Source organism: Mycobacterium sp. C31M (assembly GCF_053345865.1).
Window position 1 is genome coordinate 30919 of the sequence record NZ_JBKFAX010000008.1, and the last position, 16983, is coordinate 47901.

19 protein-coding genes are annotated in these 16983 nt (G+C 66.1%); 10 read left to right on the forward strand and 9 right to left on the reverse strand.

Annotation, left to right across the window (positions count from 1 at the left end; genetic code table 11):
* Positions 1–35 precede the first annotated feature (35 nt).
* Together ACLBYA_RS13580 and ACLBYA_RS13585 are read left to right on the forward strand one after the other, a co-directional pair.
* On the forward strand, positions 36–806 hold the full coding sequence (locus tag ACLBYA_RS13580; RefSeq protein WP_447709941.1) for an SDR family oxidoreductase: 771 nt from the start codon (positions 36–38) through the stop codon (positions 804–806).
* 12 nt (positions 807–818) lie between these two features.
* The gene (locus ACLBYA_RS13585; protein ID WP_447709942.1) at positions 819–1724 is read left to right on the forward strand and encodes an SDR family oxidoreductase; all 906 of its coding nucleotides are present in this window, start codon (positions 819–821) and stop codon (positions 1722–1724) included.
* A gap of 18 nt (positions 1725–1742) precedes the next feature.
* Here ACLBYA_RS13585 and ACLBYA_RS13590 read toward each other — a convergent pair whose 3' ends face one another.
* The 8 genes from ACLBYA_RS13590 to ACLBYA_RS13625 all read right to left on the reverse strand — a co-directional run bounded on the left by ACLBYA_RS13590 (position 1743) and on the right by ACLBYA_RS13625 (position 7858).
* On the reverse strand, positions 1743–2198 hold the full coding sequence (locus ACLBYA_RS13590) for a nitroreductase family deazaflavin-dependent oxidoreductase (protein WP_447709943.1): 456 nt from the start codon (positions 2196–2198) through the stop codon (positions 1743–1745).
* Positions 2199–2238: 40 nt separating this feature from the next.
* Positions 2239–2535 (reverse strand): hypothetical protein, encoded by a 297-nt coding sequence (locus tag ACLBYA_RS13595; RefSeq protein WP_447709944.1) that lies wholly within the window; start codon positions 2533–2535, stop codon positions 2239–2241.
* A complete protein-coding gene (locus tag ACLBYA_RS13600) occupies positions 2532–3002 on the reverse strand; it encodes a hypothetical protein (protein ID WP_447709945.1) in 471 nt (156 codons plus the stop codon). The genes ACLBYA_RS13595 and ACLBYA_RS13600 overlap by 4 nt, the downstream gene beginning before the upstream one ends.
* 53 nt (positions 3003–3055) lie before the next feature.
* The gene (locus ACLBYA_RS13605; RefSeq protein ID WP_447709946.1) at positions 3056–4384 is read right to left on the reverse strand and encodes an EspA/EspE family type VII secretion system effector; all 1329 of its coding nucleotides are present in this window, start codon (positions 4382–4384) and stop codon (positions 3056–3058) included.
* A 54-nt stretch (positions 4385–4438) separates the two neighbouring features.
* Positions 4439–5710, reverse strand: a complete 1272-nt coding sequence (locus tag ACLBYA_RS13610; protein WP_447709947.1) for a histidine phosphatase family protein — start codon at positions 5708–5710, stop codon at positions 4439–4441.
* Positions 5711–5817: 107 nt separating this feature from the next.
* On the reverse strand, positions 5818–6297 hold the full coding sequence (locus ACLBYA_RS13615; RefSeq protein WP_447709948.1) for a nitroreductase family deazaflavin-dependent oxidoreductase: 480 nt from the start codon (positions 6295–6297) through the stop codon (positions 5818–5820).
* A 9-nt stretch (positions 6298–6306) separates the two neighbouring features.
* Entirely contained in the window at positions 6307–6693 is a 387-nt protein-coding gene (locus ACLBYA_RS13620; RefSeq protein WP_447709949.1) for a hypothetical protein, read from the reverse strand.
* A gap of 1 nt (position 6694) precedes the next feature.
* Entirely contained in the window at positions 6695–7858 is a 1164-nt protein-coding gene (locus ACLBYA_RS13625; RefSeq protein ID WP_447709950.1) for a steroid 3-ketoacyl-CoA thiolase, read from the reverse strand.
* A 170-nt stretch (positions 7859–8028) separates the two neighbouring features.
* Here ACLBYA_RS13625 and ACLBYA_RS13630 point away from each other — a divergent pair, with 170 nt between their 5' ends.
* From ACLBYA_RS13630 to ACLBYA_RS13665, 8 genes are read left to right on the forward strand one after another with little or no spacing between them, the layout of a single operon-like run.
* Positions 8029–9276, forward strand: a complete 1248-nt coding sequence (locus tag ACLBYA_RS13630) for a cytochrome P450 (RefSeq protein ID WP_447709951.1) — start codon at positions 8029–8031, stop codon at positions 9274–9276.
* Between the two features lie 10 nt (positions 9277–9286).
* On the forward strand, positions 9287–10285 hold the full coding sequence (locus ACLBYA_RS13635; protein ID WP_447709952.1) for an acyl-CoA dehydrogenase family protein: 999 nt from the start codon (positions 9287–9289) through the stop codon (positions 10283–10285).
* Between the two features lie 6 nt (positions 10286–10291).
* The gene (gene fadE29, locus ACLBYA_RS13640) at positions 10292–11455 is read left to right on the forward strand and encodes an acyl-CoA dehydrogenase FadE29 (RefSeq protein ID WP_447709953.1); all 1164 of its coding nucleotides are present in this window, start codon (positions 10292–10294) and stop codon (positions 11453–11455) included.
* Between the two features lie 28 nt (positions 11456–11483).
* Positions 11484–12443, forward strand: a complete 960-nt coding sequence (locus tag ACLBYA_RS13645; RefSeq protein ID WP_447709954.1) for a bifunctional MaoC family dehydratase N-terminal/OB-fold nucleic acid binding domain-containing protein — start codon at positions 11484–11486, stop codon at positions 12441–12443.
* Complete coding sequence (locus ACLBYA_RS13650; protein WP_447709955.1) at positions 12440–12841, forward strand: MaoC family dehydratase; 402 nt, start codon at positions 12440–12442, stop codon at positions 12839–12841. The genes ACLBYA_RS13645 and ACLBYA_RS13650 overlap by 4 nt, the downstream gene beginning before the upstream one ends.
* Complete coding sequence (locus ACLBYA_RS13655; protein ID WP_447709956.1) at positions 12838–13998, forward strand: lipid-transfer protein; 1161 nt, start codon at positions 12838–12840, stop codon at positions 13996–13998. The genes ACLBYA_RS13650 and ACLBYA_RS13655 overlap by 4 nt, the downstream gene beginning before the upstream one ends.
* A 44-nt stretch (positions 13999–14042) precedes the next feature.
* Positions 14043–15140, forward strand: coding sequence for a hypothetical protein (locus tag ACLBYA_RS13660; protein ID WP_447709957.1), 1098 nt, complete (start codon positions 14043–14045; stop codon positions 15138–15140).
* Between the two features lie 11 nt (positions 15141–15151).
* Positions 15152–15895 carry a hypothetical protein gene (locus tag ACLBYA_RS13665; RefSeq protein WP_447709958.1) on the forward strand — a complete coding sequence of 248 codons (744 nt, stop codon included), beginning with the start codon at positions 15152–15154 and terminating at the stop codon, positions 15893–15895.
* 19 nt (positions 15896–15914) lie between these two features.
* Here ACLBYA_RS13665 and ACLBYA_RS13670 read toward each other — a convergent pair whose 3' ends face one another.
* Positions 15915–16631 (reverse strand): GAF and ANTAR domain-containing protein, encoded by a 717-nt coding sequence (locus ACLBYA_RS13670; protein WP_447709959.1) that lies wholly within the window; start codon positions 16629–16631, stop codon positions 15915–15917.
* Positions 16632–16983: the final 352 nt, after the last annotated feature.

The window sequence follows — 16983 nt, forward strand, 5'->3', positions numbered from 1 at the left end:
TACCTAAGCAAGCACTTGCTTGGTACGCTAGCACAGTGAGCGATGCGGCTGGAATCAATCTGCAACTGGGCGGCCGGGTGGTCCTGGTGACCGGCGGTGTGCGCGGGGTGGGTGCCGGTATCAGCTCTGTTTTCGCAGCTCAGGGCGCCACGGTGGTGACCTGTGCGCGCCGTCCGGTGGAGGGTTCGCCGTACGAGTTCCACTCCTGCGATATCCGCGATGACGACTCGGTTTCCGCGCTCATCGCGGCGATCGTCGACAGGCATGGCCGACTCGATGTGGTGGTGAACAACGCCGGCGGATCGCCGTATGTCTTGGCTGCCGACGCCTCGGCCAAGTTCAGCACCAAGATCATCGAACTCAACCTCATCGGCGCCCTGTCCGTATCGACACATGCCAATGCGGCCATGCAGACCCAGGACTCCGGCGGCGCCATCGTGAACATCTCCAGCGTCAGCGGGCACCGGCCCACCCCGGGTACCGCGGCCTACGGCGCGGCCAAGGCCGGTCTCGACAACCTCACCACGACGTTGGCCGTCGAATGGGCGCCCAAGGTGCGGGTGAACTCGGTGGTCGTCGGCATGGTCGAGACCGAACAGTCCGAACTTTTCTACGGTGACGCCGAATCGGTGGCCGCAGTCGCCGCGACCGTACCGTTGGGTCGACTGGCCAAGCCCGCCGATATCGGCTGGGCCAGTGCATTTTTGGCATCTGATGCCGCCTCCTATATCAGTGGGGCGACTCTGCAGGTGCACGGTGGCGGCGAGCCGCCGACCTATCTCGACGCATCGAGCGCGAACAAATAAGGAGAATTGGCAATGGGTTTGCTTGACGGCCGGGTGGTCATCGTGACGGGCGCCGGCGGCGGGATCGGCCGGGCGCACGCGCTGGCGTTCGCCGCGGAAGGCGCGCGGGTCGTGGTCAACGATATCGGCGTCGGCCTCGACGGTTCGCCCGCCGGTGGTGGTAGCGCGGCCCAGGGTGTGGTCGACGAGATCACCGCGGCCGGCGGCGAAGCCGTCACAAGTGGGGCCAACGTCGCCGACTGGGGGCAGGCCGAGGGACTCATCCAGACGGCCGTCGATTCGTTCGGTGGTCTCGACGTGCTGGTCAACAATGCCGGGATCGTGCGCGACCGGATGTTCGTGAACGCCACCGAGGACGAGTTCGACGCCGTCACCGCCGTGCACCTCAAGGGACATTTCGCCACCATGAAGCACGCCGGAGCCTACTGGCGCGCGAAGTCCAAAGCCGGTGAGGCCGTGGATGCCCGGATCATCAACACCAGTTCCGGTGCCGGCCTGCAGGGCAGTGTCGGGCAGGCCACCTACAGCGCCGCCAAGGCCGGTATCGCCGCGCTGACCCTGGTCGCCGCCGCCGAGATGGGTCGCATCGGGGTGACAGTCAATGCCATCGCGCCATCGGCGCGCACCCGGATGACCGAGACCGTGTTCGCGGACATGATGGCAACGCAGGACTCGGATTTCGACGCCATGGCGCCGGAGAACGTCTCCCCGCTGGTGGTGTGGTTGGGCAGCGTCGAATCTCGTGGTGTCACCGGCAAGGTGTTCGAGGTCGAGGGTGGCATCATCCGGGTCGCCGAGGGCTGGGCCCGCGGTGGCGAGATCGACAAGGGGTCGCGCTGGGATCCTGCCGAACTCGGTCCGGTGGTCAGCGATCTGCTGGCCAAGTCACGGATAGCGCTGCCGGTGTTCGGGGCCTGACCGGATCCCGCAGCTGAGTCAGATCGGCTCGCACACCACCAGTGGGATGACCCGGTCTGCGGCGTCCCGATATCCGCGGTAGGGCGGATACATTCGGGTCAGGCGCGGCCAGTAGCGGTTTCGCTCCTCCGGCGTCGCGTCGCGGGCCGACATGGCCCGTCGGTCGGAGCCGTACTGGACGTGTACCCGTGGATCGGCCTGGACGTTGAGGTACCAGGCGGGATCGTGGTCGCGGCCGCCGAAGGACGCGGGCAGCACCACCCGGTCGCCGTCACGTAGGCACAGTGTCGCGGTCACGCGGGGCTGGCCGGTGCGTCGACCCGTGCTGGTGAGCAGCGCCGCAGGCAGCCACAACAGCCGCGAGCCGACACGTCCATCCGTGCGCTGGTACACCCACACGTGTGCCCTGGCGAACTGCTTCATCGACCATGCGAGCAATCCGGAGTTGCGGACGCGGTGGAAGACATCGGCCATCCCGCATAGTTGCCCCGAACCGGCGTCGGGCAAACGCCCGCTATCGCAGGTACAGCGCTGCGTAGACCAGTGCTGTCGCCACCACGACAACGGCCATACAGATCCGGGATACCGGCCGGCGGCGGTCGGGTGGAAACGCCGCGGGCAGTACGAGAGCGAACAACAGTCCCGACACCAGCCCGACGATGGTGCCGAACATCAGCGCGAATCCGTGCGGGTCGATGGCCGGGTCGGTCGAAAGCCCGGACCGCGCAACCAGATACATGCACAGTAGCCACAGGAACCCGGCCGTCGAACCGAGCATTCCGGCGACGACCCGCGCGATGGCCGGACTCACGGTGCGGCCGGGTCGGGGGTGCAGACCGTCAGCAGCGAGGTTCCGTTGCCCTCGGCAACCTCGGCGGGTCCCAGCCAGCCGACGCCCTCGAAGTAGTAGCTGTCGGCCGGATGGTCGCCGGAGCCGGCGGTGAGCTCGGCGATGCTCGTCGGGGTGGCCCCCGCACCGGCGGGTTCACTGTCCACCGTCATCAACACCTGCTGTTCGGCCTTCCAGTCGAACCCCACGGGCAGGTCCTCGACGATCTCCATTCCTGGGTACGGCCCGCCGATGGTCAGTGTTTCGACGTCGGCCGAAGCGCCCTGGGCTGGTTCGAGAATCAACCGGGCACTGCCCGGATTGAAGTTCACGACGATGCGGGACACGTTCTGGCATGGCGTCCCGGTGGACAGCTGCAGGCGGCCGTCGGTGACGCGTGCGCCGAAAACCGGTGGCAGCGAGGGGTCTTCGGGATCATCGCCGATCACGGAACAACCCGAGAGTACAAGCCCAACCGCCAGGGTGGCCGCACTGCGGAGCATCACTTGTAACCCCCATCGCCCAGACCGGCTTCCTTCTCGATCCCGTCGGAATCGCTGATCGCCGCCCACAACATGCCGAAGTAGCCCTTGTCCGCCCATTGCCGCGAATGCATCTCCTCATGGTGCAGCAGTCGGTCCAGATCCAGTGAGCCCGCCTTCGGCACGCCGTTGTCACCCACGTTCCACGACTTCCCGGATTCGATGATCTGCGTCAGCTGTTCGGTCGGATTGTGCCCGTGATCGATGTTCTCCATGAAGATGTCGCCCCATGCGGTGCCACCCTTCCAGCTGAACTGATCCTGAACCCAGTTGCCGCCCATGCCCATCAACATGCCGTTGGGTGTCGTCATCAGGGTGCCGTCGGCATTCAGGATGAACGGTACGTCCTCGTCATAGGTCCACGAGTTGGCGTCCTGGCGGTCGATGATCCGCTGCACCTCGTCCGCGGAGTACGGCTCGGGGGTGAAGTCGGTCGCGGTGCCGTCCCCGTAATCGGTGCCGGCATTGAAGATGTAGGTCATCAGCACCGCCTTTCGGGCGTCCTCACCCGAGGTGCCCTTCGGAAGCTGGAAAAAGGTCTTGCCGTCGGGGTCACGTACCCGTGGCATGTCCTTGAGCACGGCAAAACTCGACGGTGTGATGTTGTGCCTGCGGGCGATGTCGACAATGGTTTCCGGCGGGACGCCCTGGCGCTCGGCGTTGTCCAGCCACTCCTTGTAGAGACCGTCCGGTGGCGGCCCGTCGAGCAGGCCGGCATCGCGCAGCGCCTGTTCGTAGGGGTCCGTCGGCTCGCCATCGGCGGGAGTTTCGCCGGGCTGCCCGCCGCCGCCGAACTTTTGATCGCCCAGGGCGACATACTCGTCGCCGAGCCGACGGATGGTCGCGCCGATCGTGTTGAGCTCGCTGTTGGACCGGCTCACGATTTCCATGACCTCGCCGATGCCCTTCTGCACGATCGGCACCAGCATGCGCTCGCCGGCGGCGTTGCCGGGCACCGAGGCGGCGGCGTCGGTGACCCAGCGCCGGACCTCGTCGAGGCCGGTCCGGCCGGTACTGACGACATGCGCCGACATGTCGATCTGGTGTCTGAGGCGGCGGTCGAGATCGGCCAGTTGGCCGATCACCCGGCGGTGCTCGGTGTTGACCGTGCCATAGGCGGCAGCGGCGGTTCCGGTCCACTGCGCGCCGGGGGCCGCGGATTCGAGCTGCGCCGCCAGGCCGTCCAGGGTCGCGCTCTGGTCGAACCCATCGCCGCTCTGCGGTGTGCCCTGACCGAAGGTGTTGCGCGCGTTCGACCAGGTCGACAGGAACGCGTCGAGCACACCCATGTGCTCAAGTCTGGCACGGCGGCAGGTGGGTCAGGTGCGCCGATTCTGCCTGTGTCAGGCGGCGGCTTGGTCGGTGTCTGTCCCGGTGTCGTTATCGGTGTCTTTGCCGGTGGCTTTGTCGTCCTTCGCGGGCTTTGTTGTCGGCTTCGGGGCTTCGTCGTCGTCTGAGGTGTCCTCGGCCTGTGCGGCCCGCGGCGAGGGCCGCTGTGCGGTCCGGACCTTGCGCACCGACAGCGGTACCCGATCGGCGGAACGCTTCGTGGCAGGCTCTGCTTCGTCGGACTCGCGGGTCTCGGCCACCTCAGCTGCCTCGGCCACTTCGGGAGTCTCGGTCACCTCGGGCGCAGACGTGCGCGCGGCGATCTCCGACGCCGGTGCGATGGGTGTACTGACCCGCGGTCGCACTGCATCCGTCACGGCACCGGCGACGTCGCGCACCACTGCGCTCACGAATTCGACTGGGGCTCTGAGCACATCGCCGACACCGTCGCGCAGGGCCTTGGCGATGGTGCCGATATCTCCGCTGCGGAATGCCCGCACCACGTTGTAGGCTGCGGTCTGCGGCGTCACCACCAAATCGCGGAAGTTGACGAGTAGTTTCGTCGGAAGCGTCGCCGGGCCCACCTCGCGGCCGGCCCAGGATTTCAGCGTCCAGCCCTCCTCGGCGCTGCCCTCGACGACCACGACATCGGTGTTGTGCAACCGGTTGAACAACATCAGCCCGAGATCCGGGTTGTCGACGTTCATCATCGTCCAGAACATGATGGTCGCGGCGTGCGAGAACACCACCGGGTTCTGGGCGCCGGACTCCTCGACGAGCTGCAGTGCCTGGTCGACGCGTGCATCGAAGGCATTGCCGTCACCACCACCGGGAATCGGCAGCGATCGCGCACCCAGGGTCCACAGGGCAGGGCTGAGCACATAACCGATGCCGCCGAGCCCGGAATCCGACCAGCCCTCGAACCAACCCGCGTTGATCTCGCGGAACCCGGGCAACACGACAGGTGTCAGTCCGGTGGCGGTCGCGAAGGGTGCGGCGGTTTCGGTGGTGCGCACCATGTTCGACGCATAGATGGCGTCGTAGGGAGTGCCGTCGGCAACCAAGGCCGCGGCCACGGCCTGCGACTGCGTCTGGCCCAGCGGGGTGAGGTGGGCGCCCGGAATCGAGTTGTCGATGGTCCCCGACGCATTGGCCGTCGACTCGCCGTGCCGGACGAACGTCACCGTCAGCGCGGCCGCCGGCAGCGCGGTGATGACCAGCAGCAGTGCCGCGGTCAACGCCGCGAGCAGGAGTTTCAGTGACCGGCGGTGCGACCCCGTGACCATCGGCTCACCCTAGCCAGCCCGGGCGGACCGCAGATGAAGATCCGCAGAACACTGACATGATCCGTGTACCTGCCCCGGCGAACCGGTCGGGTACGGGGCTCAGGGCACTAGGCGGGATCGCAGATGAGGATCGGGATCTTGCGATCGGTGTAGGACCGGTAGTTGACGAAGTCCGGGTACATCGCGTCCAGCTTGGGCCAGTACTCGTCGCGCTCGGTGTCGGTGGCCTCGCGAGCCACCAGATCGAGCTTCTCCTTCTTGGTCTGGAAGGAGATGTTCGGGTCGGCCTTCAAGTTCAGGTACCACATCGGGTTGGTGGCTCGGCCGCCCTGCGAGGCGACCAGCACGATGCGCTTGCCCTCCTGCAGGAACAGCAGCGGACTGTCCCGGGGTTCACCGGATTTGCGCCCGGTGGTGGTCAGGATGCCGACCTCGGCGCCGCGCAGGAACTTGTTGCCGAGTTTGCCGCCCGACTTCTTGAACAGCCACGTGTTGATGCGCGACATCCACTTGATGACGGTGCGGGTGGAAGCGGCGTTGAGTCGCTCGACCTGCTTGGCGTTGAGCGGTTTCGGGGTGTCGGCCATGGTGGAACCCTATCGGCTGATGAACGGCTTGAGGGAGGCCCGGATGTGGCGGATCCGGGGTGACCCACCAGGATCAGAGGCGGGAATCAGGAAGGTCTCGTCGACGTGCGAACACACCCGCCGCCCGAACAGTCGCGGTTTGGTCAGCACATCGAACTGGGCCCGGATGTGGTCGCCGTCGACGGTGAACACCGGCGGTGTGCATCGCTCGATCAGTTTGAACTGCGGGCCGTTGTTGAGACTGCGCCGCAGGTGATCTCCGGACCGCCCGGTCTTGAGGCCCATCTCGATGCGGATGCAGTCCGGGTGGAACGGCACGGAGTCGGCCCGGTGGCTGGCCAACGCATCGATATAGGCCTGTGCGGCCGCGATGCGTTCGGCTTCGGTCGCAGGCAAGTCAGATCCGCTCGATGATGGTGCCGGTACTGAGAGCACCACCGGCACACATGGTGATCAGCGCGGTGCTCTTGTCGGTGCGCTCGAGTTCGTGCAGCGCGGTGGTGATCAGTCGGGCGCCGGTGGAACCGACGGGATGTCCGAGCGCGATGGCGCCGCCGTTCACGTTGACCTTGTCCATATTCGCATCGTGCACCTGCGCCCAGGACAGCACCACCGATGCGAAGGCCTCGTTGATTTCGACCAGGTCGATATCGCCGAGCTTCATCCCGGCCTTCTCCAGCACTTTCGCCGTCGACTGCACCGGGCCATCGAGGTGGTAGAAGGTCTCCGAACCGACATTGGCCTGCGCCACGATGCGGGCGCGTGGCTTCAAACCGAGAGCGCGAGCTTTGTCCTCGTCCATCCACAGCACCGCAGCCGCACCGTCGGAGATCTGCGACGACGTCCCCGCGGTGTGGATGGCCCCCTCCATGACCGGCTTCAGCGATGCCAGGCCTTCGGCGGTGGTGTCGCGCAGGCCTTGATCGCGGGTGACGGGAGCCCACTCGTCGGTAGGCCGCTTGTTCTCGTCGAGCACCGGCGCCGAGATCGGGGAGATCTCCCGATCGAAGCGGCCCTCGGCCCAGGCCAGCTTGGCCTTGGCCTGCGAGGCCAGGCCAAATGCGTCGAGATCCGCGCGGGTGATTCCGCGACGTTTGGCGATCCGTTCGGCCGCCTCGAACTGGTTGGGCATGTCGATATCCCAGGACGACGCGCGGATGATGCTGCGGTCGGGCCCGGCATTGGCGCCCAGACCGACCCGGCTCATCGCCTCGATACCGCAGGCGATGCCGATATCGATGGCACCGGCGGCGATCAGACCGGCGACCAGATGGTTGGCCTGCTGCGCGCTGCCGCACTGGCAGTCGATGGTGGTGGCCCCGACATGCTCGGGCAGGCCCGCGGTCAGCCAGCCGACCCGGGTGATGTTGTTGGACTGCTCGCCGAACTGGGTGACGCATCCACCGATGAGCTGCTCGACGTCCCCGGCGTCGATGCCGGCCTTCTCGACCAGAGCCTTCTGCACGGCGCCCAACAACTCGGTCGCATGTAGGCCGGACAACCAGCCGTTGCGCTTGCCGATCGGGCTGCGGGTGGCTTCGACGATGACAGGATTACCCATGCTTGTCAGGCTAGAACACGTTTCATTACTCTGACAAGCGACGATGCCCCCGTGCCTTTTATCTGCGGTGAAGGCATGTTTCAATGGTTCGCAAGTGGCACTAGAAGGAATTGTCTCGGCACCAGCCAGTCGAGCGAGACATGTCCCGAGTTGAGCAAGGAGATCTCCGCATGGCCAGCCCCAACCTGCCCGAAGGCTTCGACCCACTGGACGCGAGCCTGAACCTCGAACGGCTGCCGGTCGAGGAGCTCGCCGAGCTGCGTAAGGCGGAGCCTATCCACTGGGTGGACGTGCCGGGTGGAACCGGCGGCTTCGGCGACAAGGGTTACTGGATCGTCACCCGGCACGCCGATGTCAAAGAGGTCTCCAAGAACAGCGAGGTCTTCGGCAGCTCGCCCGACGGCGCCATCCCGGTCTGGCCGCAGGAGATGACCCGCGACGCCATCGACCTGCAGAAGGCCGTCCTGCTGAACATGGACGCACCGCAGCACACCCGGCTGCGCAAGATCATTTCTCGCGGTTTCACCCCGCGGGCCGTGGGGCGCATCGAAGAGGAGCTGCGCAACCGCGCTCGCGCCATTGCCGAAACCGCGGCGGCCGAAGGTGTCGGTGACTTCGTCGAGCAGGTCGCCAGCGAGCTGCCGCTGCAGGCAATCGCCGGTCTGCTCGGTGTGCCCCAGGAGGACCGCGACAAGCTGTTCCGCTGGTCCAACGAGATGACCGCCGGCGAGGATCCCGAATACGCCGATGTCGATCCGGCGATGTCCTCGTTCGAGCTGATCAGCTATGCGATGCAGATGGCTGCCGAACGGTCGAAGAATCCGACCGAGGACATCGTCACCAAGCTGATCGAGGCCGATATCGACGGTGAGAAACTGTCCGACGACGAGTTCGGTTTCTTCGTCGTCATGCTCGCGGTGGCCGGTAACGAGACCACCCGCAACTCCACCACGCACGGCATGATCGCCTTTGCACAGCACCCCGAGCAATGGGAGCTGTACAAGAAGGAACGGCCCAGCACCGCCGCCGACGAGATCGTGCGTTGGGCCACACCGGTTTCGGCGTTTCAGCGCACCGCGCTGGTCGACACCGAACTGGGCGGGGTGAAGATCAAGAAGGGCGAGCGGGTCGTGCTGTCCTACCGGTCGGCCAACTTCGACGAGGACGTCTTCGAGAACCCGGACGAGTTCAACATCCTTCGTGACCCCAACCCGCATGTCGGCTTCGGCGGTACCGGCGCGCACTTCTGCATCGGGGCCAACCTGGCCCGGATGACCATCAACCTGATCTTCAACGCCATCGCCGACGTGATGCCCGATATCACGCCGGTCGGTGACCCGGAACGGCTGAAGTCCGGCTGGCTCAACGGGATCAAGCACTGGCAGGTCGACTACACCGGCGCGGGCGCCTCGAACTAGGAGTACTCGGGTGGATTTCACACCGAACTTGGAGCAGCAGGCTGTCGCCGATGTGGTGACCTCCGTGTTGGAGCGGGACAACAGTTGGGACGCACTGGTTTCCGGTGGTGTTGCGGCGCTGGCGGTACCGGAACGCCTCGGTGGTGACGGGCTCGGTCTGGCCGAGATCGCCACCGCGCTGACCGAGATCGGTCGGCACGGCACCACCGGGCCTGCCCTGGCCACACTCGGTCTGGGTCTGGTGCCGCTGTTGGAGCTGGCGTCCCCGGAACAACAGGACCATTACCTGTCCGAGGTGGCCAAGGGGGCTCTGCTGTCGGCAGCGCTGAACGAGCCGGGTGCGTCCCTGCCGGACAGTCCGTCGGTGATACTGACCGCGGGGACGTTGAGCGGCACCAAAACCGGTGTGCCCTATGCGGAGAAGGCGCAGTGGCTACTGGTTACCGCGGCCGGTGGCGTCGCGGTGATTGCCCCGGGCACCCCGGGTGTCACAGTCACCAAGACTCCGACCGCCAACGCCACCGACGAGTACGTTGTGGTGTTCGACGACGCGCAGGTCGACGGAGTCCTCGACGGCGCGACGGTCCAACGGGTGAACCAGTTGGCACTGGCCACCACCGGCGCCTTCGCTGCGGGACTGGTCGCCGGCGCGTTGCGGTTGACCGCCGACTACGTCGCGACCCGTGAGCAGTTCGGCCGACCGTTGTCGACCTTCCAGACCGTCGCCGCGCAGCTGTCCGAGATCTACATCGCCGCGCGCACCATCGCTCTGGTGTCGACCTCGGTCATCTACCGGCTCACCGAGGGCCTGGACGCCTCCGACGATCTGGCGCTGCTGGGCTACTGGGTGACCTCGCAGGCGCCACCGGCCATGCGGCTGTGTCATCACCTGCACGGCGGTATGGGTATGGATATCACCTATCCGATGGATCGGTACTTCTCCTCGATCAAGGATCTGACCCGGCTGCTGGGCGGGCCCTCGCATCGGCTCGATCTGGTGGGAGCGTAAATCAGCATGTACATCGAACTGACCCCGGAACAGCGCAAGCTGCAGGACGAACTGCGGGAGTACTTCTCCACCTTGGTCACCGCCGAGGAAGCCGCAGCGATGGAGTCCGATCGCCACAACGAGGCCTACCGCACCGTCATCAAGCGGATGGGCACCGACGGCAAGCTCGGCGTGGGTTGGCCCAAGGAGTACGGCGGTCTGGGCTTCGGCCCGATCGAGCAGCAGATCTTCATCAACGAGGCCAACCGGGCCGACGTGCCACTGCCGATGGTGACCCTGCAGACGGTGGGCCCCACCCTGCAGGTGCACGGCACCGAGGCGCAGAAGAAGAAGTTCCTGCCCGGAATCCTGGCCGGTGAAGTGCATTTCGCGATCGGGTACTCCGAGCCGGAGGCCGGTACCGACCTCGCGTCATTGCGCACCACGGCCGTCAAACATGGTGACGAGTACATCGTCAACGGGCAGAAGATGTGGACCACCGGCGCCCATGACGCCGACTACATCTGGCTGGCCTGCCGCACCGACCCGGAAGCCGCCAAGCACAAGGGCATTTCGATCCTCATCGTCGACACCAAGGATCCCGGCTACTCCTGGACGCCGATCATCCTGTCCGATGGTGCGCACCACACCAACGCCTCGTACTACAACGATGTGCGGGTGCCCGCCGACATGTTGGTCGGCGAGGAACACGGTGGCTGGAAGCTGATCACCACCCAGCTCAACCACGAGCGGGTCGGCCTCGGACCGGCCGGCCGCGTCGCCGGTATCTACGACGAGGTGCGGGAATGGGCCGCCAAGCCCGGTCCCGACGGGGTGGCACCGATCGAGCACGAGGGTGCGCGACGACTGCTGGGCCAGATCAAAGCCATCTGGCGGGTCAACGAGCTGCTCAACTGGCAGGTCGCGGCATCGGGGGAGACCATCGCCGTCGCCGACGCCGCCGCAACCAAAGTCTTTTCCACCGAACGCATTCAGGAGGTCGGGCGCCTCGCGGAGGAGGTCGTGGGACGTTACGGCAACCCCGCCGACCCAGCGACCGGCGCACTGCTGGACTGGTTGGACAAGATGACCAAGCGCAATCTGGTCATCACCTTCGGCGGCGGTGTCAACGAGGTGATGCGCGAGATGATCGCGGCGTCCGGACTCAAGGTGCCGAGGGTCCCCCGATGAGCGCTTGCGCGAAGAGAATTGAGCACAGGTGAACGACCTTCAATCCGGCATCGACCAGATCCTCGCCGGCGGAACCAGCAAGCCGACGATCGCTCGGGATCCGGTGAACCAGCCGATGATCCACCATTGGACCGATGCGATCGGTGACAAGAACCCGATCTATGTCGACGAGGCGGCGGCGCGGGCCGCCGGTCACGTCGGCATCGTCGCGCCTCCGGCCATGATCCAGGTGTGGACCATGATGGGCTTGGGGCGCAGCCGCTCCGATGACGATCCGCTGGGTCTGGCGATGAAGTTGTTCGACGACGCCGGGTATGTCGGTGTGGTTGCGACCAACTGCGATCAGACCTATCACCGCTACCTGAAGCCCGGTGAACAGGTGGTCATGAGCGCCGAGATCGTCGGGATCGTCGGGCCCAAGCAGACCGCACTCGGTGAGGGCTACTTCATCAACCAGAAGATCCGCTGGCACGTGGGCGACGAAGAAGTGGCCGACATGGACTGGCGGATCATGAAATTCCTGCCGGCGGCGCAACAGGAGAAGGACGAAACATCCTCCATCCCAGAGGATCTGGACCCCGACAAGCTGATGCGGCCGTCCTCGTCGCGGGACACCAAGTTCTTCTGGGATGGCATCAACGCACACGAACTGCGGATCCAGTGCCGCCCTGACGGCAGCCTGCAACACCCGCCGGTTCCGGCGGTATGGGCCGACAAAGATGCTGAAGTCGATTATCTCGTCGCCTCCGGTAAGGGCACGGTGTTCAGCTTTGTGGTGCACCACGCGCCGAAGGTGCCCGGGCGCACGCTGCCGTTCGTGATCGCCCTGGTCGAACTCGAGGAGGGTGTCCGGATGCTCGGCGAGCTGCGCGGGGTGGCCGCCGATCAGGTGAAGATCGGAATGCCGGTCAACGCAACGTATATCGACTTCCCCGACAGTGAGATCAGCCCGGCCTGGACGTTGTACGCATGGGAGCCACAAGCATGACCAGCACTGTCGACGTCGGCACAAAGCTGCCCGAACTCAAGATCTACGGTGACCCGACCTTCATCGTGTCCACCGCCATCGCCACCCGTGACTACCAGGACGTGCACCACGATCGGGACAAGGCGCAGGCCAAGGGCTCCAAGGACATCTTCGTCAACATCCTCACCGACACCGGACTGGTCGGGCGGTATGTGACCGACTGGGCGGGGCCGAACGCGATCGTCAAGTCGATCAAGCTCCGACTCGGGGTGCCGTGGTACGCCTACGACACAATCACCTTCACCGGTGAGGTGACCGCGATCGACGATGATGTGCTGACGTTGAAAGTGGTGGGTACCAACAGTCTCGGCGCCCATGTCATCGCGACATCCACCTTGACGCTGGGAGGGGCCGCGTGAGCCTGTCCGGAAAAGCGGCGATCGCCGGTATCGGCGCCACCGACTTCTCGAAGAGTTCCGGTCGCAGTGAGCTGCGGCTGGCGGCCGAGGCTGTACTGGACGCTCTCGACGACGCGGGGTTGTCCCCGGCGGACGTCGACGGCCTGGTGACCTTCACCATGGACTCGAATCTGGAGACCGCGGTCGCGCGGTCCACCGGGATCGGCGAACTGAAGTTCTTCAGCCAGATCGGCTACGGCGGCGGGGCGGCTGCGGCCACCGTGCAGCAGGCCGCGCTGGCGGTCGCCACCGGCGTCGCCGACGTCGTGGTCGCCTACCGGGCCTTCAACGAGCGGTCGGAGTTCCGATTCGGTCAGGTGATGACCGGGCTGACCATCAACGCCGACTCCCGTGGTGTCGAGTACAGCTGGTCCTATCCGCACGGGTTGAGCACCCCGGCCGCCTCGGTGGCGATGATCGCACAGCGGTACATGCACGAATATGGCGCCACGAGTGCCGATTTCGGTGTGGTGTCGGTGGCCGACCGTAAGCATGCCGCCAACAATCCCAAGGCGCACTTCTACGGCAAGCCGATCACCATCGAGGATCACCAGAGTTCACGGTGGATCGCCGAGCCGCTGCGGCTGCTGGACTGCTGCCAGGAGACCGACGGTGGAGTGGCCATCGTGGTGACCACCCCGGAGCGGGCCCGCGACCTCAAGCACCGTCCGGCGGTCATCGAGGCGGCGGCCCAGGGGGCGGGTGTCGACCAGTTCACCATGTACTCCTATTACCGCGATGAGCTCGGACTGCCCGAGATGGGGTTGGTGGGCCGGCAGTTGTGGGAGCAGTCGGGGCTGTCCCCGGCCGATATCCAGACCGCGGTGCTGTATGACCACTTCACGCCGTACACGCTGCTGCAGCTGGAAGAGCTGGGCTTCTGCGGTCGAGGAGAGGCCAAGGACTTCATCGCCGGCGGCGCGATCGAGATCGGTGGCAGGCTGCCTATCAACACCCACGGTGGTCAGCTCGGCGAGGCGTACGTGCACGGCATGAACGGCATCGCCGAGGGTGTCCGACAGCTGCGCGGTACCTCGGTCAACCAGGTCGACAATGTCGAACATGTGCTGGTCACGGCGGGTACTGGGGTTCCGACCTCGGGACTGATCCTGGGCTGAGTTTGGTGTGCTGTCCCCGGTAGGGGCACGGTAACCTCGAGTGCATGGGGATCCAGCCTGATGTGAGCCCATACGGGGGGCAGACGGTGACCGGCCCGGGGTGGCCGAACGTCGACGAGAACGCATTGGCCGCGGCCGCCGCGCAGTACGAGGCGCTGGCGGCCAAGATCGGCGGCACGGTGGTGCCGCAGCAGCAGGGCCAGCTGACGAAGATGGGCGCCGACTGGGAGGGCGTCGCCTTCATGTCGGCTGCCGGCGAAGCCAGTTCCATCATCGGCGGGCACGAGGCCAACGCCGCCCAGGCCGCGGCCATTGCGGCCAAGCTGCGCACCATGGAGGCCGCCGTCATCCAGACCAAGACGATGGCCAATATCGTGGCCCAGGAAACCCAGGCCGAATGCATGGCACTGCAGTCGATGCCCTACAGCAACACCCAGGCCCTGGTGCAGAGCCGGATCATGATGGGGCTGTCGCAGAACACCGCCACCGTCACCGGGAACGCATCCTCGATGGCCAACACCATCGGCGCGCCGGCCAGCACTCCCACCACGGGGGCGCCGCCGGTCGGTGCACAGCAGGTATCCCAAGCCGACCCCAGTCAAGCCATGCAGATGCTGGGCCAGATGGCCGGCCTCGTCGGCCAACTGCCCCAGATGCTCGGCCAGGCGATGGGCCAGGTGACCCAGGCGCCGCAGCAGCTGATGCAGACCGTCGGTCAACCGCTGCAGCAGCTCACCTCGATGTTGGGCGGCGGTGGCGGTTCAGGCATGGGTGCCGGGGGTGTATCGCCGTTCTCGGCGTTCTCGAACCATCCGCTCGCCGGTGGCGGGGGCGCGGCGGCCGGCGCGGGCATGATGCGGGCCGCCTCGTTGCCCGGTGGTGGTGGCGGTTCGGCCCAGTCCCCGTTGATGGCCAGCCTGGTCGGCACCCTGCCGGTGTCCGTCGCGCCGTCGGGCGCCAATGCCGGCGGCGGCGCGCTCGGTGGATTGGCGCCGGTCGCCGCCGGTGGCGGAATGGGTGGTGGCATGGGCGCACCCATGATGGGCCAACGTGGCGGTAGCGGCGGAAACAAAACCGGGCTGGCGCTACCCGAATCGCTGGATTACGACCTGGCCGAAGACGACGTCGACGAGGACTGGTGACGATGAGCCTGATGCGCAAACCCGAAAACATCAACTGGACCGCAGCTTCCGTCGAGTTGCCCCCGATGCCGGTGATCCCGCCCGGTGCCGATGCGATGAGCATGACCATCGCCGCGGTACTGCCGATGCTGGAGGCGTCCCTCACCACCAATGTGACTTCCCTTGCAGCCAAGGAGAATACGTTCTCGGGCAAGGTGGGCGCGGCGCAAAGCCAGTACAACACCGGCGACGAGACCGGTGGGCAGTCGGTCGGTCAGGTGGGCGGCATGTTGGGCCAGCTCGGGCAGTTGGCCCAGATGCCGCAGCAGGCCGCGAGCAGCCTCGGCGGTGGCGGCCAGGGCGGCGGGCAGGGTGGTTTCGGTCAGCTGATGCAACAGGCCATGCAGGCCGCGCAGGGTGCGGTGCAGCAGGGCACCCAGGCCGCCCAACAGGGACAGGGGCAGGGCGGTCCCGCCGGTGGTCCGCCGCCGGGAGCACCGGCAGCTCCCGGGGCTCTGACACCCGAACAACGCGAGCAGCAGCAAAACGAGCGTGAGCAGCAGCAGGATGACCGCGAGGACCAGCTGAACGAGCGCGCGGCCGGGCAGGATGCCCGCGAGCATCTGCAGAATGAGCGTGAGTCGGCTTTGGATGCGCGGGACTCGGCCGCCGCGGGACCGAGCGCGGGTGGATTCACCGCCGGCCCGGCTCCCATCGCGCCGCCGCACGGTCCGTCGAGAGCGACCGACGGGGGCGATCTGTCTCGTCGGGTTTAGTGCTGCTCAACCCCGTCGACTACTTCGGATTGAGGATCGCGGTGGTGTCGGATCCGGAGACCACCGCCTGCGCGAGGTCGGCCAGCCGGGTATTGGTCCGTCTGGCGTGTCCACGCAGCAGGGCAAAGGCCCGGTCGACGTCGATCGACCCGTGGGCGGCCAGGAATCCTTTGGCCTGTTCGATCACCGTGCGTGAGTCCAGTGCGATCTGCAGTTGTTGATTCGACTGCTGCAGTTGATTCGCGACCCGCTGGTGCAGAATCCCGATGGTGGCGACGTCGGCCAGCGATCGCACGATGGCCATGTCCGCATCGGCCATCCGGCCGGCCTCGCGACGCAGCAGGTACAACGCCCCGACCCGGTCCGACCGTAATGTCATCGGCAGCACCAGCAGGGACAAAAAGCCGTGGCCGACCGCGGTACGGGCGAGTTGTTCCCATGGCTGATGGTCGGCCCGAAGGTCCTCGTTGACGACGGCGGCGCCGGTGCGGTACGCGCGCTCACACGGACCATCATCGCTACGCAGAATATCCAGTTCGCGAAGTTGTGCACCGCTGGAGGCCAGCTTGCCCAATCTGCCCTGGGGGTCCGCGAGCGCAACTCCAGCCGCGTCGACGGCATGCAGAACCGTAGCGCTCTCGACAAGTTGCTGTGCCAGTGCGGTGATATCGAAGTCGGCAACCAAGGTGTCTGCCAACCCCACAAACGCAAACGCCAGCCCGTTGTAGCGATTCATCGGAGCCCCCTGTCGTCATTTTGCCACAGTCGGGTGTTGCTGAGACCGGGAAAAACGGATTGCTGCGCAGTTTGGCCGTGGTGCCAGGGACTGTTGGACTGCGCAGGTAGAAGCGGGAGATCGCATCGACGCGCAGCCGTAGCTGTGGTCGCCACGGTGCAGGAATAACGTTTCCGGCGGGGCTGACAGTCGCGCTCGACATGCGGCTGCGCAGCGCCCGATTCAGTTGCCAGAACAGCGTTGCCGGGAGCTTTGCCCCTGTGAATCCGTTTGTGGCAAATTTTTTTGCGTTCGCCACAATCGCCGCTCTGGGGTTGCGAAAGCCTTGCGAACTTGCGAGCCGGTCAATTAA

Excerpts from the sequence above, each read along its gene's own strand:
- ACLBYA_RS13630 (WP_447709951.1), top strand. The coding sequence starts at position 8,029 with ATGGCCAGCCCCAACCTGCCCGAAGGCTTCGACCCACTGGACGCGAGC.
- ACLBYA_RS13665 (WP_447709958.1), top strand. The coding sequence starts at position 15,152 with ATGCGCAAACCCGAAAACATCAACTGGACCGCAGCTTCCGTCGAGTTG.
- ACLBYA_RS13650 (WP_447709955.1), top strand. The coding sequence starts at position 12,440 with ATGACCAGCACTGTCGACGTCGGCACAAAGCTGCCCGAACTCAAGATC.
- ACLBYA_RS13610 (WP_447709947.1), bottom strand. The coding sequence starts at position 5,710 with ATGGTCACGGGGTCGCACCGCCGGTCACTGAAACTCCTGCTCGCGGCG.
- ACLBYA_RS13585 (WP_447709942.1), top strand. The coding sequence starts at position 819 with ATGGGTTTGCTTGACGGCCGGGTGGTCATCGTGACGGGCGCCGGCGGC.
- ACLBYA_RS13660 (WP_447709957.1), top strand. The coding sequence starts at position 14,043 with ATGGGGATCCAGCCTGATGTGAGCCCATACGGGGGGCAGACGGTGACC.
- ACLBYA_RS13605 (WP_447709946.1), bottom strand. The coding sequence starts at position 4,384 with ATGGGTGTGCTCGACGCGTTCCTGTCGACCTGGTCGAACGCGCGCAAC.
- ACLBYA_RS13670 (WP_447709959.1), bottom strand. The coding sequence starts at position 16,631 with ATGAATCGCTACAACGGGCTGGCGTTTGCGTTTGTGGGGTTGGCAGAC.
- ACLBYA_RS13590 (WP_447709943.1), bottom strand. The coding sequence starts at position 2,198 with ATGGCCGATGTCTTCCACCGCGTCCGCAACTCCGGATTGCTCGCATGG.
- ACLBYA_RS13615 (WP_447709948.1), bottom strand. The coding sequence starts at position 6,297 with ATGGCCGACACCCCGAAACCGCTCAACGCCAAGCAGGTCGAGCGACTC.
- ACLBYA_RS13625 (WP_447709950.1), bottom strand. The coding sequence starts at position 7,858 with ATGGGTAATCCTGTCATCGTCGAAGCCACCCGCAGCCCGATCGGCAAG.
- fadE29 (WP_447709953.1), top strand. The coding sequence starts at position 10,292 with ATGTACATCGAACTGACCCCGGAACAGCGCAAGCTGCAGGACGAACTG.